At 59.4% G+C, this 25167-nt stretch carries 21 protein-coding genes and 1 pseudogene; 11 read left to right on the forward strand and 11 right to left on the reverse strand.

Annotation, left to right across the window (positions count from 1 at the left end):
* Positions 1–24 precede the first annotated feature (24 nt).
* The 4 genes from AC5YUO_RS25075 to AC5YUO_RS25090 all read right to left on the reverse strand — a co-directional run bounded on the left by AC5YUO_RS25075 (position 25) and on the right by AC5YUO_RS25090 (position 4961).
* Entirely contained in the window at positions 25–1620 is a 1596-nt protein-coding gene (locus AC5YUO_RS25075; RefSeq protein ID WP_496155698.1) for a peptide ABC transporter substrate-binding protein, read from the reverse strand.
* A 92-nt stretch (positions 1621–1712) separates the two neighbouring features.
* Positions 1713–2594 (reverse strand): carbohydrate ABC transporter permease, encoded by an 882-nt coding sequence (locus AC5YUO_RS25080; RefSeq protein WP_496155699.1) that lies wholly within the window; start codon positions 2592–2594, stop codon positions 1713–1715.
* On the reverse strand, positions 2591–3679 hold the full coding sequence (locus tag AC5YUO_RS25085) for a carbohydrate ABC transporter permease (protein WP_496155700.1): 1089 nt from the start codon (positions 3677–3679) through the stop codon (positions 2591–2593). The genes AC5YUO_RS25080 and AC5YUO_RS25085 overlap by 4 nt, the downstream gene beginning before the upstream one ends.
* 13 nt (positions 3680–3692) lie before the next feature.
* A complete protein-coding gene (locus AC5YUO_RS25090; protein WP_496155701.1) occupies positions 3693–4961 on the reverse strand; it encodes a sugar ABC transporter substrate-binding protein in 1269 nt (422 codons plus the stop codon).
* 271 nt (positions 4962–5232) lie between these two features.
* On the opposite strand from AC5YUO_RS25090, the pseudogene AC5YUO_RS25095 reads away from it, so the two are divergent.
* Positions 5233–5466, forward strand: a pseudogene (locus AC5YUO_RS25095) (MFS transporter); the annotation flags it as partial.
* 3 nt (positions 5467–5469) lie between these two features.
* Here AC5YUO_RS25095 and AC5YUO_RS25100 read toward each other — a convergent pair.
* Together AC5YUO_RS25100 and AC5YUO_RS25105 are read right to left on the reverse strand one after the other, a co-directional pair.
* A complete protein-coding gene (locus AC5YUO_RS25100) occupies positions 5470–5874 on the reverse strand; it encodes a hypothetical protein (RefSeq protein WP_496155702.1) in 405 nt (134 codons plus the stop codon).
* A gap of 45 nt (positions 5875–5919) precedes the next feature.
* Positions 5920–6138, reverse strand: a complete 219-nt coding sequence (locus AC5YUO_RS25105; RefSeq protein ID WP_269345715.1) for a hypothetical protein — start codon at positions 6136–6138, stop codon at positions 5920–5922.
* A 431-nt stretch (positions 6139–6569) separates the two neighbouring features.
* On the opposite strand from AC5YUO_RS25105, the gene AC5YUO_RS25110 reads away from it, so the two are divergent.
* From AC5YUO_RS25110 to AC5YUO_RS25130, 5 genes are all read left to right on the forward strand, one after another.
* A complete protein-coding gene (locus AC5YUO_RS25110) occupies positions 6570–6752 on the forward strand; it encodes a hypothetical protein (RefSeq protein ID WP_496155703.1) in 183 nt (60 codons plus the stop codon).
* Between the two features lie 202 nt (positions 6753–6954).
* Positions 6955–7959 (forward strand): sugar ABC transporter substrate-binding protein, encoded by a 1005-nt coding sequence (locus AC5YUO_RS25115; protein ID WP_496155704.1) that lies wholly within the window; start codon positions 6955–6957, stop codon positions 7957–7959.
* A gap of 89 nt (positions 7960–8048) precedes the next feature.
* Entirely contained in the window at positions 8049–9608 is a 1560-nt protein-coding gene (locus AC5YUO_RS25120) for a sugar ABC transporter ATP-binding protein (protein ID WP_496155705.1), read from the forward strand.
* 25 nt (positions 9609–9633) lie between these two features.
* The gene (locus AC5YUO_RS25125; RefSeq protein ID WP_496156560.1) at positions 9634–10641 is read left to right on the forward strand and encodes an ABC transporter permease; all 1008 of its coding nucleotides are present in this window, start codon (positions 9634–9636) and stop codon (positions 10639–10641) included.
* A 1-nt stretch (position 10642) separates the two neighbouring features.
* A complete protein-coding gene (locus AC5YUO_RS25130; RefSeq protein ID WP_496155706.1) occupies positions 10643–11644 on the forward strand; it encodes an ABC transporter permease in 1002 nt (333 codons plus the stop codon).
* Positions 11645–11719: 75 nt separating this feature from the next.
* Here the strand turns inward: AC5YUO_RS25130 and AC5YUO_RS25135 are convergent, their stop codons facing one another.
* Entirely contained in the window at positions 11720–13138 is a 1419-nt protein-coding gene (locus tag AC5YUO_RS25135; protein WP_496155707.1) for an LLM class flavin-dependent oxidoreductase, read from the reverse strand.
* A 308-nt stretch (positions 13139–13446) separates the two neighbouring features.
* Between AC5YUO_RS25135 and AC5YUO_RS25140 the strand changes: the two genes are divergently transcribed.
* The 4 genes from AC5YUO_RS25140 to mgrA all read left to right on the forward strand — a co-directional run bounded on the left by AC5YUO_RS25140 (position 13447) and on the right by mgrA (position 18737).
* Complete coding sequence (locus tag AC5YUO_RS25140; RefSeq protein ID WP_496155708.1) at positions 13447–14895, forward strand: FAD/NAD(P)-binding protein; 1449 nt, start codon at positions 13447–13449, stop codon at positions 14893–14895.
* 168 nt (positions 14896–15063) lie between these two features.
* A complete protein-coding gene (locus AC5YUO_RS25145; protein WP_400815301.1) occupies positions 15064–16332 on the forward strand; it encodes an SfnB family sulfur acquisition oxidoreductase in 1269 nt (422 codons plus the stop codon).
* A 10-nt stretch (positions 16333–16342) separates the two neighbouring features.
* On the forward strand, positions 16343–17605 hold the full coding sequence (locus AC5YUO_RS25150) for an SfnB family sulfur acquisition oxidoreductase (RefSeq protein WP_496155709.1): 1263 nt from the start codon (positions 16343–16345) through the stop codon (positions 17603–17605).
* Positions 17606–17693: 88 nt separating this feature from the next.
* Positions 17694–18737, forward strand: coding sequence for an L-glyceraldehyde 3-phosphate reductase (gene mgrA, locus AC5YUO_RS25155; protein WP_496155710.1), 1044 nt, complete (start codon positions 17694–17696; stop codon positions 18735–18737).
* Positions 18738–18803: 66 nt separating this feature from the next.
* Here mgrA and AC5YUO_RS25160 read toward each other — a convergent pair whose 3' ends face one another.
* The 4 genes from AC5YUO_RS25160 to AC5YUO_RS25175 form a co-directional block, all read right to left on the reverse strand.
* Positions 18804–20057 carry an LVIVD repeat-containing protein gene (locus AC5YUO_RS25160; RefSeq protein WP_496155711.1) on the reverse strand — a complete coding sequence of 418 codons (1254 nt, stop codon included), beginning with the start codon at positions 20055–20057 and terminating at the stop codon, positions 18804–18806.
* A gap of 67 nt (positions 20058–20124) precedes the next feature.
* Positions 20125–21168, reverse strand: a complete 1044-nt coding sequence (locus AC5YUO_RS25165; RefSeq protein WP_496155712.1) for a substrate-binding domain-containing protein — start codon at positions 21166–21168, stop codon at positions 20125–20127.
* Between the two features lie 32 nt (positions 21169–21200).
* Positions 21201–22235: an ABC transporter permease gene (locus AC5YUO_RS25170; RefSeq protein ID WP_400815291.1), complete on the reverse strand. Its 1035-nt coding sequence runs from the start codon at positions 22233–22235 to the stop codon at positions 21201–21203.
* Complete coding sequence (locus tag AC5YUO_RS25175) at positions 22235–23716, reverse strand: sugar ABC transporter ATP-binding protein (RefSeq protein ID WP_496155713.1); 1482 nt, start codon at positions 23714–23716, stop codon at positions 22235–22237. The genes AC5YUO_RS25170 and AC5YUO_RS25175 overlap by 1 nt, the downstream gene beginning before the upstream one ends.
* Before the next feature lie 367 nt (positions 23717–24083).
* On the opposite strand from AC5YUO_RS25175, the gene AC5YUO_RS25180 reads away from it, so the two are divergent.
* Positions 24084–25130: a substrate-binding domain-containing protein gene (locus AC5YUO_RS25180; protein ID WP_496155714.1), complete on the forward strand. Its 1047-nt coding sequence runs from the start codon at positions 24084–24086 to the stop codon at positions 25128–25130.
* Positions 25131–25167: the final 37 nt, after the last annotated feature.

Raw genomic sequence — 25167 nt, forward strand, 5'->3', positions numbered from 1 at the left:
TGTTGGCCACCGTGCCAGCGCTGCTTATTCGGAAACGCTCAGGAAGCGGCTGAGGTGTTCGTTGGCAGCATTGTCGACCCAGCCCTTGACGCGGTTTGAAACCAGCCAGAGATCGGCCTGCGTCAGAAGAGGGGCAACCGGCTGTTCCTTCATGAGGATGGTTTCCGCCTCATGCAGCAGCTTGGAGCGGGCCGCAGGGTCCTTCTCGTCATAGGACTTCTGCATCAGCGCATCATATTCCGCATTGTTGAACTTGGAATAGTTGAAGGTCTTGTTGGAGGATACCGAAAGGGCGAGGAAGTTTTCCGCATCCGCATAGTCGGCAACCCAGCCGGCACGCGCCACGTTGAACTTACCGCCTTCCTGAAGGTAGCCGTAATGCGAGGCGACGTCGAGATTCACCAGTGACACCTTTGCGCCGAAGGTGTTCTTCCACATGTCCGCGATGGCCGTCGCGACGCGCTCATGGTTCGGGTTGGTGTTGTAACGGATTTCGATGGAAAGCGGCTTGCCGCCTTCACCGTAACCCGCTTCCTTCATGAGCTTGAGGGCTTCGTCTTCGCGATCAAGCTGCGATAGTGTGGCAAAATCGGCCTTTGCCGGCTCTCCGTAGGAATCCATGCCCGGGGGAACCATGGAGTAGGCCGGAATCTGGGAGCCGCTATAGATTTCCTTGGCGAGGAAATCGCGGTCTACCGCCATGGAGAGCGCCTGGCGGACACGCACGTCATCATAAGGCGCCTCGCGTGTATCGAAGGTGTAGTAGTAGGTCGCAAGCGTCGGCGAAACGTGAACCTGCTCGCCATAGGAGGTGCGCAGCCGGTCGATCTGGTCCGCGGAAAAATTGTAGGCGAGGTCCATTTCCTTGGCTTCGAAACGGCGAACCGATGCGGCCTGGTCGTCGATCGGATAAAAGATGACCTTGTCGATCTTGGTGTTCGAGGCGTCCCAGAAATTGGTATTCTTGACCACCGTCAAGCTGTCATTGGGAACATGCGTTTCGAGCTTGTAAGCACCGTTAGAGACCATGACGCCCGGCTTTACGAAGTTGGCGCCGTTCTTTTCGTAGCTCGCCTTCGAGATCGGCAGAGCCGTCTGGTGCGCAAGGAGCTCAAGGATGAACGGTGTCGGGCGCTCGAGTGTGATCTCAAGGGTCTTGTCATCCACCGCCTTGACGCCAAGCTGGTCAACCGGCGTTTCGCCCTTGTTGATCTTTTCGGCGTTTTTGATCGGGTAAAGAATATTGGCATATTTCGCTGCGGTCTTGGGATCTTCGACGCGCTGGTAGGAGAAAACAAAATCTCCCGCCGTTACCGGCGTGCCGTCCGACCATTTCGCATCCGCACGCAGTTTGAACGTGTAGACGGTGCCATCGTCAGACAGCGTCCAGCTTTCCGCCGTGCCGGGCACGATCTTGCCGGCCGCATCGTAAATGGTCAGACCTTCATAAAGGTCTTTCAGGATAAATTCTTCGATGTTGATCGAGGTCTGTGCCTGATCAAGCGTCTGCGGTTCGCCGGCATTGCCGCGGTGCAGAACTGTTTCTGCAAGTGCCGAATTGGCGCCAATCAAAAGCGATCCGACCAGCAGAGTGGCGCGCGTTGTTGTTTTTATCGACATCGTTTCTCTCCCCATGAAGATTTTGAGTCTACAAACAAGGCGATATTGCTCCGAAGTGCAACCGCAAGAAATTGTGAATTCATGCCGAGGCCTTATCCCTTTATCCCGCTCGCGGCGATACTGGAGATGAACAGCCTCTGCAGGCAGAGATAAAAGATCAGCACCGGCAGGGTGATGATGGTGAGATAGGCCATGACTTCACCCCAGGGCGTATTGAGCTGGAAGAAATATTGCAGCCCCACCATCACCGGCCTGTAGGCCTCGGATTGGGTCACGAGAAGCGGCCATAGATATTGCTGGCTGTACATGACGAGAAACTTGAGGATTGCGGCCGTTGCGATGACCGGACCGCTGAGCGGCATCACCACCTGCGCATAAATCCGCAGCCAGCTGGCCCCGTCGATGCGCGCCGCCTCCAGCAATTCCTTCGGCAAATCCTTGAAATATTGCGCGAAGAGGAAAATCGTCAGCCCGTCTGCGATCCATGGGATGATCTGCACATGCCACGAATTGAGCCACCCCCAGCTAAACCCGTTGCTGCCAATCCATGGCAGATTGTTGACTTCCAGCAGCAGCGGTACGGCAATGGTTTCAAAGGGAATGATGAGCGTGGCGAGGATGATCGAGAAAAGAACATCCTTCCCGCGCCAGTTCAGAAAGGTGAAGGCGAAGGCGGCGAGCGAGCCGAGCAGCAGCGCGAGAAACACGGTAACGCCCGTCACGATAACCGAATTGAATATGAAGGTCGCAATCGGCGCCCGGGCGAAAGCCGCTGTGTAGTTTTCAAGCGAAAGATTTCCCACCGGCAGGAAGGCTCGTATCGACGTGGCGTCACTCAGCAACTGGTCGTTCGGTTTTAGCGACGAGAACCCCATGAACAACAGGGGCAAGATGAAGATCGCCGCGAAGGCGAGCATGAGCACATAGTTGCCGATGAGAAAGGCGAGGCTTTTGCGTTGTCCGGCCTGCATCATTGCTTCTCCCTTGTCAGGTATCGCTGGGTCAGCGAAATGCAGAGAACAAGCAGGAAAAGCACGACCGAAATTGCCGAGCCTGCTGCAATGTCCTGCTGCCGGTATCCCCGCTCAACCGCCTGATAAACGATGCTCTGCGTGGAATCGCGAGGCCCGCCTTTGGTCATCACGTCGATCTGGGCAAAAAGCGCAAAAGCCTGCATGGTAATGACGATGATGATCAGCACGGCCGTGTTGCGCAGCAGCGGCCAGGTTATCATGCTGAACCTCTGCCAGCGGCTCGCTCCTTCGATGTCGGCTGCCTCGTAAAGATCCGGAGAGATGGTTTGCAGACCGGAGAGCCATATGACCATGTGGAACCCGACGCCCTGCCAGACCGACATCACCAGAACGGCCCATAAGGCGGTATCGGTTCTGCCCAGCCAGTCGACTGGCTGGAAGAGCCCGAAGCTCATGTAACTCAAGAGGCTGTTCAAGAGCCCGTTATCGGCCGCATAGATAAACCGCCAGAGCAGCGCCACCACCACCACCGACAGCACGACGGGCATGAAGTAGATCGCGCGGAAAATCGTGACGCCAGGGATCTTCTGGTTCACCAGCAGGGCAAGAAACAACGCCAGCGCCGCCTGAACCGGCGCTACGACCGCCACGAAGGAAAGCGTATTGACGAGCGCTGTCAAAAATACGACGTCGCGCGCCAGAATGACGATCTGGTTCTCGCCCCAGCTGAAGCTCTTATATTCCCGCATCCCTTCCAGATGGGGATAGGCGGGATTGTTGCGGGTGAAATTGCGAATGCGCGGATAGGAGATGGCGCCATCGGCATCTCGCTTGATGCTGCCGTCCGCCTCCCTTTCCGGCTCGATTGTCAGCATTCCCAAACCCAGCAGCCGGCTGTAATTTTCAAAGCCGACAAGCTCGGTCGGATTGGGAGACGTCAGCCGCTGGTTGGTGAAGGAAAAACCGAGCCCCAGGAGAAAGGGCGTGATCAGGAAAAGCCCGATCAACACCACCGCCGGTGCGGCCATGAACCAGCCCGTGAAGCCGTCCCGGGTCAATTTCCCCTTTGAAGAAAAGAGCGCCATCGATCACCTTCCCCTATTTGGGTTGGTAACCGGAATTGCGCTCAATGTTGTTGTTTATCTCGTCGGCCGCGTTATCCAGCGTATCGGCCACATCCGCGCCATTGGCAATGTCGGAAAGAGCCTTGGAAAAGACCGGTGAGATGAAGGCGTAAGCCGGAGTGACCGGACGCAACGTTCCCTGACGCCTGGAGAGCTCGAAGAAAACCTCAAGCGGGCCGCCCTGCTTGTAATTCTTCGTCATCTGGGCAGCCGAAGACGTGGCCGGGATGAGGCCGATCGCATCGGAGAACTGCGCGAGATATTTGTCCTGTATGGCGAATTCGATGAAGGCGGATGCGCCTTTGGGATGCTTGCTGGTGGCTGAGACGCCAAATTGCCAGGATCCTGCGCCGATCTTCGGACCGTTCCCGAAATCAGGGGCAGGCAGGAACAGCAGATCGTCTCCATATTTCTCCAGAGCCTTCACCGCAACCCAGTTGCCCATCCATTGCAGGGCGTGGCGCCCTTCCAGAAATCCGGTTTCATGGTCGGCAGGCGATTGCGATGTTCCGGGCGCTAGTTTTTTCTGGAACAGGGACTGCCACCATTCTCCGAACTTGACGGCATTGTCTCCGTTGAGGAAATCCTCGGCGGTCTGGTAATCTTCCTTGTCGATCAGGCTGCCGCCGAAGCTTTCCAGAAACGGGCTGAAAGCATAGCTATACCATTCGGTCTTGTCGGCCATGCCGAGGTCGATCGGATATTCGAACTTGCCGCTGGCCGCGAGCTTGTCGAGCGCCGCATTGAATTCCTCGCCGGTCCATGGCTGTTCAAGGCTTGGAATGCGAATACCGTTTTCATCGAGCACCGATTTGCGGGCGAATATTGCTACCGCTGCGTCCCACAGGCCGACGGAATAGAGCTTGTCTCCCCACCTGCCGATAGCGCCGGGCAGAAAATTCGCAAGCTTTGCCTCATCAACCTGCAGGGGTTGCAGATAACCGGACCAGGCCCAGTTCGGCATGTTCGGCCCGTCGACATCTAGAATGTCGGGCAGCTTGTTTGAAAGTGCGGCGGCGGTGACGGATTCGTTATAGGCGTTCTGGGGAAACTCCTGAAGCGAGACCCGCCAGTCCGACTGAGACGAATTGAAGTCCTCGATGATGCCGGCCAGGATCTTGCGTTCTTCAACATTGCCCGCGCCGTGATACCACATCGTCAGGTCGGTCTGCGCGAGTGCGACGGTGGAAAAAAGCGTCGACAACGCAGCGGCTGCCCCCACAAAAATGGCTTTGGTGATCATGGATGGTCCTCCTCCTGATGAAGGGTAACTTCAACATCCACCGATTGTTCCGCAAAAAATGCGTCGCCGGCGAACCGACCATGGCGCTCGGCGTGACCGTTGAGACGCAGATCACGCCGTTGCCCGCGATGCTCCGGAAGGCGTGGCGGATGGGCAAGACGCCGGTGACGGAGGGTCGTTGCGGAGAATGCCGACCGGGTCGTCATCCCGCATACCGGCCCGCTTCATCGAAACCACCACGCCGCAGGGAAACTTGCGGCGGCGTCCCGCAGGTCAGGCCGCGATCTTTCTTGCCTATCCGGCCTCGCGCCAGCGGTTCCTGCAATGCCTCTTCGCCATGGGCTCCGTCGTCGCACCGGCGACGATTGCGCCGGCGCTGGAGGGTTGGCTGCTCGACAGCCATTCCTGGTTCTGGATCTTCTTTTGCGTCGTTCCCGTCGCGCTGGCAGCTGCCGGGCTTCTCATCGCCGCGGACGACCAGATCCCGGCCAGAGCACCGCGTCGCGTTTCACACGCCCTTTATGATGTTGCAGATGCCCTCGCGAATGACGTTCTTGTCAGCGATCTGTCCTGCCTGAATATTGAAAACGGCATCGATCCGCACGGCATTGCCTTTCTGCCGTGCCACCACCCGCAGCGTCTGAATTCTGCCGCTGCCGCTGGTTTCCTGATGGGCATCGATCGACGAGAGTGACTTGTTGATCTGGATACCGGAGAAACCTTCTGCCGCGACGGCCTGGGCAAGCTTTTGAAGCACCGCCGGCGCCTTTGCTTTCGGCAGCTCCTGCCATGACTTGTAGGAGACGGCTGTCACCATCGGCACGCCCGAAACGGTGAAGTTCCTCTCGCAGGACGCTGCGAAGGCAGGGCTTGAGAGGGCGATGAGGCCAAGGGCCGCGATAAGAGATTTCATAGGTATGATCCGATTGTTGGTGAAGGTTTTCAGCTGTTGCCCAAGTCAGAACGACGACCGTTTTCCCCTGTAGGTCGCTGGCGGCGGCAGGGCCTCATGGGCCTGCGCCAGCGTTTCCAGCCATGTTGCCAACCCCTCGGGAACGGCTTCATTGCCGGCTTCCAGCGCTTCGATCCAGGAGAGCTCGCATTGCAAGGCAGAGGCGATATTGATTGGCGTCCAGCGGATCACCCGCAGGCATTCATTGAAGCGATCTGGCGACATGATGATTTGTTATGTTCCCCGTCATTTTCTCACCGAAGCTCGCCTACACAGTTCAAAGAGTCAATCATTTGTGCAACTTTTGATTGGCATAAATCCGAGTGCTTGTCGCTTTTCGGTGTCAACCGGACTGGTTGTGCCGGGAGCGGTTGCCCGTGCTCGGTTAAACAACCTGTCTTGGAACATGTGGCAAGGCCACACACGGCCAGCTCCGGAAAAGGAGCGTCGCTACAGTCGGAGATAAGGGCGTCCTTCCAATTTTCGCCGCTGAATGTGCCAATGGTTGCAGGTACGGCAATAGTCTCATTCAGGGTCAAAACCTTGGAGCCGCAGGTTCAAATCCTGCCCAGGAAACGGGGCACTGGTCTGTAGCGGGTACATCTGAAAAACTCGCCGGAGCTATTGAGGAACGCTATCGGGCGGGAATTCTCGACGTGCTCTCCCTTCACGGATTTGGCAATCCCGAACAGGAAGACCTGCTGGTCAACGGACTTCTGCCGGAACTGCGCCGCCGCGCCATAATCGATACGGACTATGTGGGCTACGACTTCCGCGCCAATCTGCAGCTTCCGGGATTTTCTGTCTCCCATGATGTCATCGGGACACGGACCGCGTAGGTCTTGCGGAAAATCAGTGAGCCGGCGGGACAAAAGGGGAAAGCCCGATGAAATGAGTTGCGGTTCCGCTTGTTGGCGGAACCCAATCAAGCCTGCTCACCGGCTTAAAATTTTTCCGCATCGGCCCGCATTTGGAAAATCCTCTCTGTTGGCACCATATTCCATATTTTATTTATGGATTATATCTACTTTGGGGACGCACATGACAGAAGATATTTTCTCCGGGTTTAACCGCCGCAATCTCCTGAAACTGGCGGCGGTCACCGCTGCGGCCATTGGCACGCAGGTGGCTTCCGGTTCGCGGGCTTTCGCCGAGCAGGAGCTTTCCCTGAAGGGCAAGCGCATCGGCATCAGTGCCACGGGTACGGATCATTTCTTCGATCTTCAGGCCTATAATGCCCAGATCGAGGAAGTGAAACGCCTTGGCGGTGAGCCGATCGCGGTTGACGCCAGCCGCAACGACGGCAAGCTGGTATCGCAGCTCCAGACGTTGATCGCCCAGAAACCGGATGCGATCGTGCAGCTTCTGGGCACCTTGAGCGTCATCGATCCCTGGCTGAAAAAGGCGCGCGATGCGGGCATTCCCGTCTTTACCATCGATGTCGGCTCGACCAATTCGCTGAACAATGCCACATCGGACAATTGGGGCATCGGCAAGGATCTGGCGCTGCAGCTTGTTTCCGACATCGGAGGCGAAGGCAATATCGTCGTGTTCAACGGTTTTTACGGGGTGACGCCCTGCGCCATTCGTTATGACCAGCTCGTCAACGTCACGAAATATTTCCCCAAGGTGAAGATCATCCAGCCGGAACTGCGCGACGTCATTCCGAACACGGTGCAGGATGCCTTTACGCAGATCACCGCAATTCTGAGCAAATATCCGGAAAAGGGCTCGATCAAGGCGATCTGGTCGGCCTGGGATATTCCGCAGCTCGGGGCAACGCAGGCGCTGGTCGCGGCGGGCCGCACGGAAATCAAGACCTATGGTGTTGATGGCAGCCCAGAGGTTCTCCAGCTTGTTGCCGATCCCAACTCTCCCGCTGCGGCCGATGTCGCCCAGCAGCCAGCCGAACTCGGCAGAACGGCCATCCGCAATGTCGCGCGTTATCTGGCCGGCGAAACCCTACCGCGCGAAACCTATGTACCGGCGCTCATCGCCAACAAGGGGAATGTCGGCGAGGTCTCCAAAAAGCTCGGCATCGGCTGAGGTGTGAACCCGCAAGGCGCGATGCAGCCGCTTCGCGCCTTCAGGTCCTGGTTCGGATGATCTGAACCGTCGTGCATGGAGAATTTGCCGTGGCTGTCGCAACATATCCGGACCATCCGGTCGAGGCCCGCGAGACGGACGACATCATTCGTCTGCGCGATATTACCAAATCCTTTGGCGGTGCTCAGGCGCTGTCCGGTGCGTCGCTTGCCGTGCGTCGCGGCACCGTTCACGGTCTCGTCGGCCAGAATGGCGCCGGTAAATCGACCCTCATCAAGTTGCTGGCCGGCTTGCACGGGGCGGATGGCGGTTCAATCGAGATCGATGGAAAATCCCATGATCGGTTGACGCCGCATCTGGTGGAAAAGCTCGGCATCCATTTTATCCATCAGGACCGGTTGCTGGTGCCGACATTCACGGTGGGCGAAGCGCTTTTTCTGGCGCGTGAACCGCGGATCAAAGGGACGCCGTTTCTTGACCGCACGCTGATGCGCCGTCGTGCCGCCGAGGTGCTTGAGCGCTATTTCGGTTTGCACCTGCCGAATTCGGCGCTGATTTCCGATCTTTCGGCAGCGGAAAAACAGATCATCCAGATCACGCGCGCGCTCATCGACAATCCCAAGGTGCTGGTGTTCGACGAACCCACCGCAGCCCTTGTGCGGCGGGAGGCGGAACTCCTGTTCTCGCTGATCCGGCGGCTGCGGGAGGACGGCATAACCGTGATCTATATCTCGCATTATCTGGGTGAGATCGTCGATATCTGCGACACGGTGACGGTTCTGCGCAACGGCCGCGATGTCGCGACCCTGCCTGTCGCCGAGACATCCGCCGCCGAAATCGGCGCGCTGATGGTCAATCGTGATATCGCCGAGCTTTACCCCAAGCCCCGGCTTGTTCCGGGTGAGGTCCTCCTGTCGGTGAAAGCTCTCACGCTTGCCGATAAATATTCGGATGTCGGCTTTACGCTAAGGAAAGGCGAGGTGCTTGGCCTCGCCGGACTGGTCGGCTCGGGCGCGAAAGAACTCATCCGCACCCTGTTCGGACTTGAGACGCCATCATCAGGCACAATTGAAGCCGGCGGCCAGACGACAACAGTTTCAAGCCCGGCACATGCGGCGGCGCGACGACTGGCGCTCGTTCCCGAGGATCGTCGTCGCGACGGCGTCGCGCTCGATCTCACCGTTGCTGAAAACACCAGCCTTGCCAGTCTCGGCCGCTTTTCCCGTCTTGGATTCCTTAAAAAGACAGAGGAGCGGCGCCAGGCCGAAGATCTGATCAAGCGGCTGCAGATCAAAACGGAAGGTCCGGATGCGCTGGTTAGAACCCTTTCCGGTGGCAACCAGCAGAAGGTCGCAATCGCCAAATGGCTGAGCCGTCAGTCGGAAATCTATCTTCTCGATGAACCGTCAGTCGGGGTCGATATCGCCGCCAAGGTCGAGATTTACACGCTGATCGGCGAACTCGCGGCGCGTGGCGCCGGCGTCATCGTCCTGTCCTCCGATATCGAGGAGCTTCTGGGCATAACGGACCGGGTTCTGGTCTTTTTCCGCGGACGGATCACACGCGAGTTCATTTCGAAAGACACGCGGCAGGAACAAATTCTATCGGAGGTCACAGGTGCTTCGGACGCCCATACTCACAGTCGCTGACGCCGCGTCCACCGCGCCTCACGATCTGAATTTCCCGCAGCAGGCGCCCGTCCGGTTTTCGCGCGAAGGCAATATCCGTCGCAGGCTTGCGACCTTTGCCCTGCGTGGCGGCGCGCTTGCGGTTTTTGTTGCGGTTTTTGCCTTCTTTTCGCTTGCGGCCCCGTTTTTCCTGTCGGTGGGCAATATCGGCAACGTGCTGGCGCAATCGGCCATTGGCGGCGTTCTCGCCATCGGGCTGACGATCGTGATCATTGCCGGTGGTTCCAACGTGGTCACGGGGGGCATCGATCTGTCGCTGGCAGCGAATATGGGATTGAGCGCGGCGGTTTACGCTACGCTGGCGCAGGCCGGATATGGTGATGCCGCAGCCGCTGTCGGAGCGCTTGCAACGGGGGCCGCAATCGGTGCCGTGAACGCGCTCGCCGTCACGGTCGTCGGCATCGTACCGCTTCTGGCGACGCTGGCGGTGATGAATGTCGTGGCCGGGCTCGAACTGGTTCTGACGCAGAATACCGTCATCCCGGCCTCCACCGAATTCCTGTCGGCCCTTTCCGCCACGGGTCCTGCCGGAATACCGGTGCTGGCCTATGTCCTCATTCTTTTTACCGGGCTCGTGGCAGCGGTGGTGCAATATACACCCCTCGGATTGCGGCTTTATGCCGTGGGCGAATTTCCCGAGGCGGCGCGGGCTGCCGGGCTGCCGGTAAAATCCTTCGTGGCTGGCGCATTCGTGACGAGCGGTCTGTTCGGCGGTTTCGCTGGCATATTGTCCGTGTCCTACCTTAGCGGCAGCACCACCGGCTCCGGTGAAATGCTCCTGCCCGTGGTGGTCACTGCGCTTCTCGGCTCCGTCTTTTCACGTCGTCTGGTGCCGACGGTGACCGGCACGCTGCTGTCGGCTCTTTTCGTCGGTTTCCTCGTCAACGGTTTTCAGCTTCTCAATATTTCCAGCACGCTGGTGAGCGGCGTTCAGGGTCTCCTGATCCTGCTCGTCGTTTCCGCCACGACCCTTTTGCGTCGGGAGAACCGTTAATATGTCGTCTGCTGCCATCGCCCCGGGCAATAAAGCTGTGCTCATCTCTGCCGTGCGAACGGTCGCGCGCTTTGCGCTGCCGTCGGCTCTGTTGATCGTTTTTGCCCTGTTCGCGAGCCTTGCGCCCGGATTTCTGACGACGACCAACCTCATCAGCGTGCTGGTCAATAATTTCGTGCTGCTGGCAATCGTCTCCATCGCCATGACTTTTGTCGTGGCCTCCGGCGGCATCGATCTTTCCGTCGGCGCCGCGATCGATTTCGCGAGTTTCGCATTCGTGTCGCTGGTTCTTGCGGGGCAGCCAGTGGCAATTGCTGTGCTGGCGGGGCTTGCGGCCGGTGCGCTGGTCGGCATTTTTAACGCCATTCTCATTGCGGGCATCGGCATTTCGCCTTTCCTCGCCACGCTCGGCACCCTGTTCGTAGGCCGCAGCATCCAGCAATTGCTGACCAATGGCGGTAATCCCGTCTATCTGCCTCCCGCCGGCGTGCCCGAAGCCTTTCGGTTCCTCGGTCATGGCAACCTGTTCGGTGTTTCCGTTTCCTTGATTGTCGCGTTCGCCGTGGTCATCGCTGCCTGGATCATCCTGTCCGGCACGCGCTTTGGCCGCGTCGTCGTGTCCTCCGGAATCCAGGCCAGTGTCGTCCGTTATTCGGGCATCCGGCTTTCCGGTCATGTGGCGGCGGTCTATGTTCTGGCGGCGTCCGTCGCCGCCATTGCAGGGCTCATTGTTACCTCGACGGTGACCGTCTACATCCCGTCATCCGGCAACGCATTCCTGCTGAACGCGATCGGCGCAACCTTCATCGGCACGACGCTTGATCCAAGGGGAAGGCCGAACGTGCCCGGCACCGTTCTCGGTGTGCTGCTGCTCAGCATCGTCGCCAATGGTCTTCTGCTGTCGGGCCTGAATTTCTACTGGCAGCAGGTCGGTACGGGACTGCTGATCTTCCTTGTGCTCGCCATCGGTTTCGCCAATCGGAAGGCAACCGCATATGCATGAACCGCCCCGTAAGGGGCGGCGCGGGGATGGCGTTTTTGGATCACAGGCGCGATACGGCGCGGATGACAGGCCTCTTCAGACCGCGGCACTCTTTGGTATCGCGCCGGCCGCCTCCGCCTCTTCCCGCTTGATTGCTTCAATGTCGCGATAGCGGTTGGCCGGATGGCTGGTCGCCAGATAGTCGCCATCGCCGAAAAGCTTTTCCCGTAGTGTGCCCGGCTTGTATGCCGTGGGATAAACACCGCGTTTCTGGAGTTCAGGGACGATATAACCGACCACATCCTCGAAACTGTCGGGTGTCACCGCATAGGCGAGGTTGAAGCCGTCGACGTCAGTGTCATCCACCCATTCCTGCAGGATATCGGCAATGCGCGAAGGGGAGCCGACGAAGACCGGTCCCATCCCGCCGATGCCGCCGAATTTCGCCAGTTCGTCGATCGTCCAGGACTTGTCGCCGCCGGCGATGTGTTCGACGAAGGAATGGATTGCATTGGTTTCGACCTTCCGCACCTGGTCCGTTGGTGCATATTGGCCGAAATCGATGCCACTCCAGCCGGACATGAAGACCAGAGAGCCGTCATAGGAGACATAATCCCGGTATTCTTCGAACTTCTTCTGCGCCTTTTCATCCGTCTCGTCGGTGATGATGGTGACCAGCGTGTAGATATAGACCTTCTTGGGGTCACGCCCGGCTTCGGCCACGCGGCGACGGGTTTCCGCGACATGCTGCTTGAGAACCGATCGGGTCGGGGCGGCCACGAAGATGCATTCCGCATGTTCGGCGGCAAAGGCCTTGCCGGGGCCGGACGCGCCCGCCTGATAAAGAACGGGGGTGCGTTGCGGCGAGGGTTCGCTCAGATGATAGCCGGGCACCTCGAAATATTTGCCCTTGTGACCGATCTCGTGAACCTTGGCGGGATCGGTGAATATGCGACGGTCACGGTCACGCAGCACCGCGCCTTCTTCCCAGCTTCCCTCGAAAAGCTTGTAGAGCACTTCGATATATTCGGCGGCCACTTCATAGCGGTTGTCGTGACGGCGAAGGCCACCCTGGCCGATATTCTTCGCCCCGCTTTCCAGATAGGAGGTCACGATATTCCAGCCGATCCGGCCTTTGCTGTGGTGGTCGGCGGTCGAAAGCCGGCGCGCAAATGTGTAGGGATGCTCGAATGAGGTGGAGGCGGTGATGCCGATACCCAGATGTTCCGTCGCCAGCGCAATCGGGGCGGCAAGCTGCAGCGGATCGTTGACCGGTATCTGCGCGGCCTGATGAAGGGCGTGATAGTTCGAGCCCTTATAGACGTCGTAGTAGCCGATGACATCGGCGATGAAGATGCCGTCGAACACGCCGCGCTCCAGCGTGCGGGCGAGATCCTGCCAATAATCGAGATCCTTGTATTTCCAGGACTTGTCGCGCGGATGGGCCCAAAGGCCTGGCGACTGATGCCCTACACAATTCATGTCGAAGGCATTGAAGCGGATGGTCTTGCTCATACTGAACTCCCGGATGTGTCGCAGCCGAGAATAAAGAGCGCAGCAGGTGGGTGATAGTTTCTTGATGTTCTTTATAGACTAACCAGAGGAATAAAATTGCGCGTGGGCTGGGACAGGCAGCAGCCTCATCCCGGCCCCTCCCGGAAGAGGGGATCGGTGCCGGGATGAAACCGGCGCCTTATGACAGGTGCGGCGGATGAATTTTCCGCGCTGTGCGCCAAAATTGGAACTTCAGCAGGCTACTAAATCGACAAATGTTGTAGATTTTTTCCGTGGGCAAGGGTGCCGATGGGATTGCACGAGTTGAAATGTCAGTAAACGGAAAGAATGCCATTGTCGCCATTATCGGTGGCGGATTTAGCGGGGCGGCGCTTGCCGTTCATCTGCATCGCGCCATTGAAGGGCAGGAAGGGATACGGATCGTCGTCTTTGAACCGAGGGAGACGCTCGGCTCGGGGCTTGCCTATTCCACGCCGGAACCTGCCAACCGGATCAACGTGCCGGCCGGGCGCATGACACTCTATCCCGATGATCCCGATAGTTTTGTCCGTTATATCGAGAAAACCAACGGGCTGGCGGGTGATGCGGCTGCGGTTCTACCGGATGGTCAGGCCTATCCCCAGCGCCGTGTCTTCGGTGCCTATGTCGCCGCCGAGATCGCTCCCTTGCTGGAGGCGGGCATCATCGAACATAGGCGCAGCCGCGTGGAGCATGTGGCCCGTCACGGTGAAGGCTGGCAACTCCAAACCGCAGATGGCGACAGTCACGTCGCCGATATCGTGGTGGTGGCGACAAGCCATCCGCCACCGGCCCTTCCGCGGGTGCTGGAGCCGCTTGCCGGCCATTCGAAGCTGGTCGCTGATGTGAATGCAGATGCTGCACTGGACACTATCGCAACGGGTGACCGCGTTCTGATTGTTGGCAATGGTCTGACGGCGGCCGATGCGTTTGCTGCGCTGAAGCGGCGCGGCCACCACGGACAGGTCGTTTCACTGTCGCGCCGGGGCTTGCGGTCGCGCGGCCATCCTGCCGTGCCGCAGGAGCCCTATGGGGATTTCATCGATCCGCCGTCGAGAAGCGCATCTGAGTTATTGCGGCGGATTCGTGCGGCTTTGCGAGCGGCGCAGGCCAGCGGTGCGAGCTGGCATGGCGTTCTGGATGCCGTCCGCCTGCAGGGGCGCGATATATGGCGGAATCTTCCCCTCCAGGAACGGCGCAGGGTCGTGCGTTGGCTGCGCCCCTTCTGGGATGCGCATCGCTTCAGGATTGCGCCGCAGGTGGAGGCGTTGCTGGATACGGCTGTCATTGCCGGCCAGTTGCAGATCGTCGCCGGTTCGCTTGTTTCCGCACGGCTTGGCCAAAGCGGGTCGTTGCATATCGATCTCAGATATCGTGGTGAAAAGGATGTCACGCCGATTGACGTCGATGCGGTCATTGTCACGACTGGTCCCGCCCACGGCGGAATATTGAAATCGCAGGTCTTTCTTGTCGGTCTGGAGCAGGAGGGACTTCTGACCCTCTGCCCCACGGGGTTGGGAATCCGTTGCGATGAGCAATCGCGCGCCATCGACCAACAGGGTCACGCCATCGAAACATTGCTGATCGGCGGTCCGCTGGCGCGCGGAACCTTCGGAGAATTGATGGGTCTGCCCCAGGTCACGGAACATGCGGTGTTTGTGGCGCAGGAGATAGCGCGCAGTCTTTTGTCGATAGGGGCGACCCCTCGGCTGGCGCCGTCACAGGCGGTCTCGGGGTAGATATTTCACTCTCCACGGATGGCGTGCTGCTCCTTGCATCTTTTATTTTTTCCCAATTACAGAGAAAAACCTTCCCTTTTTTATAGCATAAAAAACATAGAATTACTGTTCAGTGCTGCGCCTTATGCGATGCTCACGCCATCATTCACCGTGTTTGCGAGGCGTCCCATGGGCACGATTTCCGAGACCAAGATCGACTATAGTGTTCATCCCCGCGTCAATTCGGCGGACCCGATTGCGCCGCGTCCGCGTCCGGCGAAGCCGGCGCATATCGTCTCGTCGGATGCGGAAGCGATAGAAATCGCGCAGCGGCTGGCGGAAAAATTCAGGGTCGGTGCGGCGCTGCGCGATCGCGAAGGCCTGTTGCCCATCGACGAACTCGACGAATATTCCCAGAGCGGTCTCTGGAGCATCAACGTTCCCAAGGCCTATGGTGGGCCGGAAGTCTCTTACGCCACGCTCGCCAGGGTCATTGCAACGATTGCGGCGGCCGATCCCGCGATTGCCCAGATCACCCAGAACCATCTGGCAATCGTCGCCACCGTCGAACTTGATGGCACGGAAGACCAGAAGAAGCTGTTTTTCGGCTGGGCGCTTCAGGGTATTCGTTACGGCAACGCCTTTTCCGAACTGAAAAGCAAGACCGTCGCCGATTTCGAGACGAAAGTGGTTCATGACGGCGACAGCGTCGTCGTCAATGGCGAGAAATTTTATACGACCGGTGCGCTTCTCGCGCATATCGTGCCGATTGTCGCGCTTGACGAGACGGGGCAGGGATATCTCGTTTTCGCCGACCGTGACGCTCCGGGCCTGACAGTGACCAACAACTGGTCGAGCTTCGGTCAGCGCACCACGGCATCGGGATCGGTGAAGATCGAAAATGTCCGTGTTCCCAGCGAGAGGGCGGTGAAGGTCACGTCCTTCGATCATCCCACCATCGGCGGCCCGGTCTCGCAGATCATCCAGTCGGCAATCGACGTGGGCATCGCGCGCGGCACGATCGACGACACCATCGCCTTCATCGGCAAGCACAGCCGTCCATGGCTCGACAGCGGCAAGCAGACCGCTGGCGAAGATCTCTTCACCATTGCCGCCATTGGTGACCTGAAGATCCGTCTGCATGCAGCCGAGGCGCTCTTGGAAATCGCCGGTCACAGCATTGACGCTGCAAAGCGGAACACGACGCTGGAAACCGTTTCGGAAGCGACGATCAGGACCGGGGAATCGAAGGTTCTGACCACCGAAATCGCCATTCTCGCAACCAACAAACTGTTCGAACTTGCCGGCACCCGCTCGACGCTTGCCGAGCACGGGCTGGACCGGCACTGGCGAAACGCCCGCGTCCACACGCTGCACGATCCGGTGCGGTGGAAATATTTCCATGTCGGAAATTATTATCTGAACGGCGCGCATCCCCCGCGCCATGCCTGGAATTGAGGCCGTTTCCATGACAACGACTGACCGGAAGCTGCATCGCGAGGCCGCGTTGACCTCGGGAAAACCTGCGCCGCATATCCCGCCGCGCCGGACGAAGGCCCACATCATAAAGGACGATGCGGAAGCGATTGCCGTTGCGCAGGAGCTTGCGCGCGGCTTTGCTGCCGGGGCGGCGGAACGCGACAGGGAGCGGCGTTTGCCGCTCGCCGAAATCGAGCGTTTCTCGCAAAGCGGGTTGTGGGCCATTACCGTGCCGAAGGATTATGGCGGTGCCGGCGTTTCGGCCGTAGCGCTGGCGGAAGTGACGGCGATCATTTCCGCCGCCGATGGCAGCATCGGGCAAATTCCGCAAAACCACTTCTACATGGTCGAAGCGTTGCGGCTTGCGGGCAGCGAAGAACAGAAGCGGCATTATTTTGAGCGCATTCTTGACGGAGACCGGCTGGGCAATGCCTTTACCGAAATCGGAACGAAAACCCCCGTCGACTACAAGACGCACTTCGCCGAGCGGGACGGCAGGCTGCTGCTGAACGGACAGAAGTTCTATTCCACCGGTTCTCTGTTTGCCCATATCATCGTTGTCGTCGCCAAGGGGCCGGATGGGCGGGTGAACATCGTCTTTATCGACCGCGCAACGGCTGGTCTTTCCCTTGTTGACGACTGGACGTCCTTTGGCCAGCGCACGACGGGCAGCGGCACAGTCACCTTCGATGAGGTTGAAATCACGCCCTTCCAGATCGTGGATCACGATGTCGTCTTCGAGCGGCCGACACCCATGGGGCCTTTCGCGCAGATCATTCATGCCGCCGTTCAGGTCGGCATTGCCCGAGGCGCTCTCGCGGAGACGATCTCCTATGTTCGAGCCCATGCCCGGCCGTTTTTCGAGCTGAGCATCGAGCACGGTTATGAAGACCCGCATACCATCCATGCCGTTGGCGACGTTTCCATCCGCGTGCATGCGGCCGACGCGCTTCTCGCAAGAGCCGGCCGCATCCTCGACAGTGCGAGTGCGGCACCCGACGAAAAAACGGTGGCAGCGGCCTCCATCGCGGTGGCGGAGGTCAAGTCGCTTGGCACCGAAGCCGCTCAACTTGCGTCCACGAAGCTCATTGAACTCGGCGGCGCGCGTTCCACGCTGGAAAGCTACGGGCTGGACCGTTACTGGCGCAATGCCCGAACGCATTCGCTGCATGATCCCGTCCGCTGGAAATATCACCATATCGGCAACTTCTATCTGAACGGTGTGCTGCCGCCGCGTCACGGGGCCATCTAGGGTCCGGTTTCAAGATCACAAATCCCCATCCGAACCGGCGATCACCGATCGCCGGACGATCATTCAACGCCACCAGGAAACAGCGACCATGACGTATCATCCAGATCCCAACCGCTATGAAGACGCCACCTTCCGCCGTGTCGGGCGCAGCGGCCTGAAGCTGCCGGCGATTTCTTTCGGCCTCTGGCACAATTTCGGCGATACGACACCGCTCGAAACGCAACGCTCCATTCTTTTCAAGGCTTTCGATCTCGGCATCACCCATTTCGACCTCGCCAATAATTACGGCCCGCCCGCCGGCAGCGCGGAGGTGAATTTTGGCCATATACTGAAACAGGATTTTGCTGGATATCGTGATGAGCTGATCATCTCCACCAAGGCCGGCTGGGATATGTGGCCCGGTCCCTACGGACGTGGCGGCGGCTCAAAAAAGGCGCTGCTTTCGAGCCTCGACCAGAGCCTGACCCGGCTGGGGCTGGACTATGTCGATATTTTTTATTCGCATCGTTTCGATGCGGAAACGCCGCTCGAAGAAACTGCCGATGCGCTGGCGCAGGCCGTTCGTCAGGACAAAGCGCTCTATGTCGGCGTGTCGTCCTATTCCGGCGTGAAGACGCGTGAAATTGCGGCCCTGCTGAAAGAGCGCGGCGTGCCGCTTCTCATCAACCAGCCTGCCTATAATCTCTTCAACCGCTGGGTTGAAAAGGACCTTCTGGATGCGACCGACGAGGTCGGTGCAGGGGTAATCGCCTTCACACCGCTGGCGCAGGGACTGCTGACCAACAAGTATCTTGATGGCGTGCCGCAGGATGCGCGCGTCAACCGTCCCGGCGGGGATTTCCTGCGGCCGGAGCATCTGAAGCAGGAGAATATCGAACGCGCCCGTGCTCTCAATGAAATTGCCAGAAACCGAGGGCAGTCGCTGGCGCAGCTCGCCATCGCCTGGGTCCTGCGTGATAACCGTGTCACCTCGGCGCTGATCGGCGCGAGCTCTGCCAGACAGGTGGAGGAAAATGCCGCGGCGCTCAAGAACCTGTATTTCACGGCGGAAGAACTGGCGGAAATCGATCGCTACGCCGTCGAAGGCGGTATCAATCTGTGGGAAAAACCGTCCCATGACGAAGCGGTCTGATGCATTCTGTCTTACCAACAATCGCCCGGGCTTTCCCGGGCGATTTTCTTGTCAGGTCACGTTGCTTCAACCGCCATATTCGATGATTTCGAGCCCGGCATTATAGTCGGTCGCGTAGATCAGACCGTTGGCGTCAACAAAGACATCCGCCGACTGGATGACCTTTGGCCGGCCCGGTCGCCGGTCCGTCATCGTTGTCGGCCCTGCCGGAACGAGCGCGCCGGTTTCGACGGGACGATAGGGATCGGAAATATCGAAGGCGCGGATGCCGGCATTCTGCCAGGTGGCGAAGATCAGCGTTTCCGACACGAAGGAACCTGGCCGGTTTTCATGCAGGTTGTGCGGGCCGAAATGGCCGCCCTTCTTCCCGTAATCGATCTCGTTCGGGATCGGGAATGTCGAGATGCTGACCGGATTTTCCGGAGCGCGGATGTCGAAAATCCAGGTGTGCTTGCGTCCATCCTCCTCATTGTCAAGCACGGCCTCGTCGGCGACCACCAGCAGGTCGCGACCCGGCAAGGGCAGGGGCGAGTGGGTGCCGCCGCCATAGGGCGGTGACCAGTTGCGATGGGCGATGAGCTTGGGGGCTGAATGATCGCTGATGTCGAGCAGGGTCAGGCCGCCATCACGCCAGCAGGCATAGGCGGTGTCGCCATGCACCAGTGCGTGATGCAGGGCGTACCGTTTTCCCTCGCCCCATGCCGGTTTTTCACCCTCGGCCGTGTTCATGCCCGGCAGCCACCAGCGGCCAAGCAACTGCGGTTTTGTTGGATCGGCAAGATCGATGGTGACGAAGATATAGTCGGAGAAACCGTCCAGCAGCGCCGAAGCATAGGCATAACGCCCGCCCACATACCACAGGCGGTGGAAACCGATGCCGTCGACATTCAGCTGACCGATTTTTTTGGGCTTGTCGGGTGTCGAGATGTCGAACACGGTCATGCCCGCCGTCCAGACCCGCTCCCTCTTTTCCGCAGCGACCGTCTCGCCGACCGATTTGGTATAATAGGCCTTTTCGTCGGTGAAGGACTGGACATCGGCGAAAAGATCGAGCGCATTGATGACCAGCAGCAGGTCGTCATGGGTCTGGAGGTGAATGTTCCAGGTGTTGGCCGGGGCCTGCACGTAGTTGACGGTGACAGGGTTTTTAGCGTCGCGCACGTCGATGATCGAAAAACCCTGCGACCATGGGTGGGCCATATAGGCGTAACCGCGATGGACCATCAGTTGCAGGCCATCGCCACGGCCGCCGATATCGCTGTGGCCGATGAGTTTCATGTTGTGGGCGAAATCGGGTGTCGGGAGGTCTGGGGCGGCCATGGTCTGCTCTTGCGTTGCGACGGGAAAAGCGCCGCCCGTGAGCGGCGGCGCATCTTGGCGAAGGCGGTCAATGCTTGACGGCGGGAATCCAGGTGGCGGTAGCGGCATCGCTTTTCAGAAATGCCGGGAATTTCTTCTGGAGGTCCTCGATGGTGCCGATGTCGTTTTTCACGAGATCGTCACGGGTGATGAGGGTCGGCTGCAACAGCACCGACTGGCCGGGGAACTGCCCGGCGATCGAAAGCGCGACGGCGCGCACCGATACTTCGCCGACGACGGCGGCGTTGGTTGCTGCGGTGGCGACCCATGCGCTGTCCGGCTCGGTGATGAGCTGGATGTCCGCTGTCGAGATATCGACGCCGTAAATCTTCACCTGCTGCGAAAGGCCGAGTTCATCGATGGCGAGCTTTGCGCCCTTGGCGAATTCATCCCACGGGGTGAAGATGACGGAAATATCCGGATTGGCGCGCAGGACGGCCTTCGTCTGATCGGCGACGGAGGCCGGCACCGTATCGTTGACGACGCCCCAGACGGCCTTTTCCTTCAGATTGTGTTTGGCTATGAAGTCTTTCCACACGGCGTAACGCCGGTCGAGCGGCGCAAAGCCGGCCACATAGACCGCCCCGCCGACAAAACCGTCGCCCTTGTCCTTCACGGCCTGGTCCAGCACCAGCCTCGCCATGTCCTTGTCGCTCTGCTCGATCTGCGGGATTTGCGGATTGTCGAGGTCCACATCATAGGCAACGACCTTGATACCCTTATCGAGCGCCTTTTGCGCTACGTCCTTCAGCACTTCCGGGCGGCCATTGTTGATGATGATGCCGTCAACACCGAGATTGATCGCCTGCTCGACGAGGTTTCTCTGCGTGTCGTTGTCGTTGCGGGCCTGGGAGACGGTGAGCTTGACGCCCAGCGTATCGGCCTGCCGCTTGACGCCGGCCTCAAAGGCCTGCAGCCAGTCGCCGCTGCCGAGGAAGCTGACGACGGCAATATTGACCGTCTTCTTGTCGAAGGGTGCGGGGGCACCTTCGATGCCGGCGGAAAAGGCGCCGGTGGAGAGGAGGGTAAGCGAGATGACGGCCGCGGCCAGTTTCTTGACGGTCTTGAACATGGTTTCCACTTCTCTGGACGGATATTGAATGGTCAGATTTTCGAGCGGGCAACGCCGTAGGTCAGCGCCAGCGCGCCAACCAAAACGGCGCCCTTGATGAAGTCCTGCGTGTAATAAGGCGCGTTCAGCATGGTGAGGCCATTGAGCAGCACGCCGACGAAAACGGCGCCGACAAGCGTGCCGAGAACGTTGGGACGGCGAAGCGCCAGAACCGCAAAGCCGATCAGCGCGGCGGCGACCGAATCCATTAGCAGCGACGCGCCGGAGGAAACGTCACCCCGGCCGACACGGGCGGCGACGATGATGCCGCCAAGCGCCGCGAGCGTGCCCGAAAGCACGTAAGCGAAGGTCTTGATCCTGTCGACATTGGCGCCGGCAAGCCGCGCCGCCGTTTCATTGCCGCCGGTGGCGTAGATCAGGCGGCCCAACCTCGTTTTTTCGGTGAGAATGAACAGAACGACGGCGACGATGGCCATCAGCACCACGGGCAGGGGGATGAAGCCGAACAGGCTGGAGCGCCCGATCGTCAGGAAGGCGGGATCGTATTTGCCGCTGGCCGTCGAACCGTCAGGCAGGATGAGGCCGACGGAGATGGAGCGGCCGGCCGTTGGAATGAGCTGGAGGCCGGTCAGCAGGAACATCGTGGCGAGTGTCGCAAGCAGGTCCGGCACCTTGAGCCTGACGATCAGGAAAGCATTGGCAAGGCCGACAAGCGCGCCGAAGGCCAGCACCAGCGGCACCGTCTGCCAGGCGTTCAGCCCCAGCACGATCATCGCGTAACTCGCGGCCATGACGCTGGATGCCGCCACCGCCCCGACCGACAGGTCGAAACCGTTGATGGCAAGCGTGATGCTGACGCCCGCACCGATGATGGCGACGACGGAGACCGCCTGCAGGATGCTCATGAGATTGTTGATGTTGATGAAGGCGGGCTGCGCGAGCGAAAAGCCGACGACCATCGCCGCCAGCAGCAGGAAAACCGCGCCGCGTCTTATCGCGTTTCGCAGGGTTTCCAGTGTCGCCGCTTCTTTTGACTGTTCTGAAATCTCTCGGGTGCCGTCGACCATCAGGCAGGTTCCTTGTGAAGATGCGGCGTTCCGGCATCGTTGGTTTGTTCGAGAAGGGTGTGGCTATCCATTACGAGAACCCGGTCCGCCACCTCATAGGCTTCTTCCGGGTCGGACGTGGCGATGAGCGTGGCGCGCCCGGAATGGCGGCGGATGGCGGCGATGATATCCTGCCTCGCGCCGACATCGACGCCCTGGAATGGCTCATCCAGCAAAAGCAGGCGGCTGGGCTCGGCTTCCCAGCGGCCGATCACGACCTTCTGCTGGTTGCCGCCCGAAAGCGACCAGACGGAGGCCTCGGCCGATTGCGCCTTGATCGACAGGCGGTGGATCGCTTTCCGGCCCTCTTCTTTTTCCCGGTTGGATAACAGGAAACCGGAGGGATACCATTGTTTGAGATGCGGCAGGCTGATCGTTGCGGCAATACTTTCGCCCGGCCAGTCGGCATGGATGAAGGAGGATCTGTGCCGGTCTTCGGCGGCCATTACCACACCGGCGGCGATCGCTTCGGCGGGGCTGCCCGGCGCATAGGCCTTTCCATCCAGAAATGCCTGTCCGCCCGAAAAAGCGCCAAGGCCGAACAGCGTGGACAGAAGACGGCTTTTGCCGGCGCCGAGAACGCCGGTGATGGCGACCACCTCTCCCTCCCGGACGGAAAGGGAAAAGGGCGCGCTTTCCGGCAGCAGACGGGTATTTTCCAGCCGCAGCACCGTCTTTTCGAAATCGCGTCGCCGGTCCGGGCGCGCCGCATTCAGCGAACGGCCGATCATGGTTTCAATGGCGGCGTTGAAATCGACGGGCCGCACAAAAGAGCCGACATTGCGTCCGCCCCGCAGGATTTCGACCCGGTCTGCAAGCGCTTCGAGATCGGCAGTTCGATGCGAGATATAGAGCACACCAATCCCGCGCGCCTTCAGGGAGCGCACGAGATCGTAGAGACGAGCGGATTCCCGAGCGGAGAGACTGGCCGTCGGTTCGTCCAGGATGATCAGCCGGGCCTTGTTCGCCAGAGCGCGGGCAATCGCGACCTGCTGCCGGTCGGCGGCGCTCAGCGTTTCGAAATCCCGGTCGAGCGGCAGATCAAAGCCGGTTTCGGCAAGAATGGTCGCCGCCTGCCGACGGACCGATTTTTTCGACAGGAAGAAGGGATGGCGGCCATCGACGAAATGGTTGAGAAGCAGCGCATCCGCGACCGTCAGGCCCGGTATGCCGACGACATCCGTTGATTGGTGAACCGTCACGATGCCCTGTGATGCCGCATCGGCCGGGCTTTGCGGTGAAAATGGCTTGCCTTGCCATATCATCGTTCCGGCATCGGGCCGATAAAGCCCGGAGAGGATTTTGACGAGCGTGGATTTTCCAGCACCGTTTGCGCCCATCAGTGCGACGACTTCACCTGCCTCGATCGTCAGGCGTGCATCGGTGAGGGCCTTGGTGGAGCCGAACGCATGGGAAATGTTCTGAACGTCGAGAAGGGGCATGTACGGAAATCCATCCTGGAACAATCCAGTTTGGTAATACTTTTGCAGCCGCAGACAAGAATGGGCCTTCTATTGTGTCGCCAAAGCATGGAATAAATTTCCCCGCTCGCCGGTGTATGCTCCAAGGTTTTGAAATTCATCAGTTTTACGCCGTATCGGCCGTCAGTCATCAGTTGTCCTTCAAAGCCACAGGGGGAACACCCGCCGTCACGGTCATGAGCAAAACCTCTTCCCGCACGCCTCTTGCGGACAAAAGAAAACTCGTTATCCCGAGCAAAATAGCAATTTTAAACCCATAAAAACGATAGATTATATGCTCTTAATTTGATGGCTGATACAGGCGCCATCCAATTGGAGAAAAATCCCGATGTCTTTTAAACCCGGTCATATTGCCCTTGCGGTTTTGCCTTCGCTTCTGGCCGCCGGTGCCGTAAGCGCGGAAGGGCTGAAAGGCGCACCCGATCCCTTCGACAAGGGCGGCGTCAAGATTGCATTGATCAGCTATATTTCCGCCGGCGATTTCTTCCAGGCCTATCAGTCGGGTGCAGAGGCGCAGGCCAAGGCGCTGGGCGCGGACCTCAGGATATTCCCCGGCAGGCAGGATGCGGCGCAGCAGCGTGAGCAGATCCTGCAGGCGATCAATCTCGGTGTTAAGGCCATCATCATCGATCACGGCCAGCCGGAATCGCTGACGGATGTGGTTCAGCAGGCGCTGGACAAGGGCATCAAGGTCGTGGCTTTCGATGTGAACCTCAATAATCCGAAGATCCCGCAGGTCGAGCAGTCGGATCATCGTCTGGCCGAGCTGGCGCTCGATCAGTCCCTGAAGGATAACGGCACGAGCTTTGCGGCCGGCTATGCCTATGTGGCGGGCTTCGCGCCGCTCGACCGCCGCAACGAGGTGTGGGACAAGGTGAAAACAGCCAATAAGGGCATTGTCGAGAAAGCCCGTTTCGGCACGGTGAGCGACACGACCGCGGCAGCCACCGCCGATCAGGCCAAGGCCGTTCTGCGCGCCAACCCTGATATCTCGGTGATTTTTGCACCCTATGACGAATTTGCGCGTGGCGTGAAACTGGCCGCGGCGGATATCGGCATCAGCGATAAAATCAGGATTTATTCCGCCGATATTTCCACAGCCGATATTCAGGAAATCGTCGAGCCCGGCAGCCCCTGGGTTGCAACTGCGGCGACCAATCCGGCTGTCGTCGGTGCAGTATCGGTGCGCGCCGCTGCACTTGAAATCGCCGGCGAGACCGTGCCGAGAAACATCGTGGTCGATCCGGTGCTGGTCACCCAGGAGCAGCTGCGGACCGCAGACGTGAAAACCATCGAGGAACTTGCGAAGAAAATCCCCGCCTTCTCGACCAGCACGGCCGCCACGGCGAGCTGGATACCGGCAGCAGCCTTCTGAACTGCCTGAAAACGGACATGGGAAGCGCCTCGACCAG

The sequence above is a fragment of the Agrobacterium sp. LEGMi-208b genome, assembly GCF_059511785.1.

What these genes read in the sequence shown, in the direction of transcription:
- AC5YUO_RS25075 (WP_496155698.1), bottom strand. Translation starts at nt 1,620, where the DNA reads ATGTCGATAAAAACAACAACGCGCGCCACTCTGCTGGTCGGATCGCTT.
- AC5YUO_RS25080 (WP_496155699.1), bottom strand. Translation starts at nt 2,594, where the DNA reads ATGATGCAGGCCGGACAACGCAAAAGCCTCGCCTTTCTCATCGGCAAC.
- AC5YUO_RS25085 (WP_496155700.1), bottom strand. Translation starts at nt 3,679, where the DNA reads ATGGCGCTCTTTTCTTCAAAGGGGAAATTGACCCGGGACGGCTTCACG.
- AC5YUO_RS25090 (WP_496155701.1), bottom strand. Translation starts at nt 4,961, where the DNA reads ATGATCACCAAAGCCATTTTTGTGGGGGCAGCCGCTGCGTTGTCGACG.
- AC5YUO_RS25100 (WP_496155702.1), bottom strand. Translation starts at nt 5,874, where the DNA reads ATGAAATCTCTTATCGCGGCCCTTGGCCTCATCGCCCTCTCAAGCCCT.
- AC5YUO_RS25105 (WP_269345715.1), bottom strand. Translation starts at nt 6,138, where the DNA reads ATGTCGCCAGATCGCTTCAATGAATGCCTGCGGGTGATCCGCTGGACG.
- AC5YUO_RS25115 (WP_496155704.1), top strand. Translation starts at nt 6,955, where the DNA reads ATGACAGAAGATATTTTCTCCGGGTTTAACCGCCGCAATCTCCTGAAA.
- AC5YUO_RS25130 (WP_496155706.1), top strand. Translation starts at nt 10,643, where the DNA reads ATGTCGTCTGCTGCCATCGCCCCGGGCAATAAAGCTGTGCTCATCTCT.
- AC5YUO_RS25135 (WP_496155707.1), bottom strand. Translation starts at nt 13,138, where the DNA reads ATGAGCAAGACCATCCGCTTCAATGCCTTCGACATGAATTGTGTAGGG.
- AC5YUO_RS25140 (WP_496155708.1), top strand. Translation starts at nt 13,447, where the DNA reads ATGTCAGTAAACGGAAAGAATGCCATTGTCGCCATTATCGGTGGCGGA.
- AC5YUO_RS25145 (WP_400815301.1), top strand. Translation starts at nt 15,064, where the DNA reads ATGGGCACGATTTCCGAGACCAAGATCGACTATAGTGTTCATCCCCGC.
- AC5YUO_RS25150 (WP_496155709.1), top strand. Translation starts at nt 16,343, where the DNA reads ATGACAACGACTGACCGGAAGCTGCATCGCGAGGCCGCGTTGACCTCG.
- mgrA (WP_496155710.1), top strand. Translation starts at nt 17,694, where the DNA reads ATGACGTATCATCCAGATCCCAACCGCTATGAAGACGCCACCTTCCGC.
- AC5YUO_RS25160 (WP_496155711.1), bottom strand. Translation starts at nt 20,057, where the DNA reads ATGGCCGCCCCAGACCTCCCGACACCCGATTTCGCCCACAACATGAAA.
- AC5YUO_RS25165 (WP_496155712.1), bottom strand. Translation starts at nt 21,168, where the DNA reads ATGTTCAAGACCGTCAAGAAACTGGCCGCGGCCGTCATCTCGCTTACC.
- AC5YUO_RS25170 (WP_400815291.1), bottom strand. Translation starts at nt 22,235, where the DNA reads ATGGTCGACGGCACCCGAGAGATTTCAGAACAGTCAAAAGAAGCGGCG.
- AC5YUO_RS25175 (WP_496155713.1), bottom strand. Translation starts at nt 23,716, where the DNA reads ATGCCCCTTCTCGACGTTCAGAACATTTCCCATGCGTTCGGCTCCACC.
- AC5YUO_RS25180 (WP_496155714.1), top strand. Translation starts at nt 24,084, where the DNA reads ATGTCTTTTAAACCCGGTCATATTGCCCTTGCGGTTTTGCCTTCGCTT.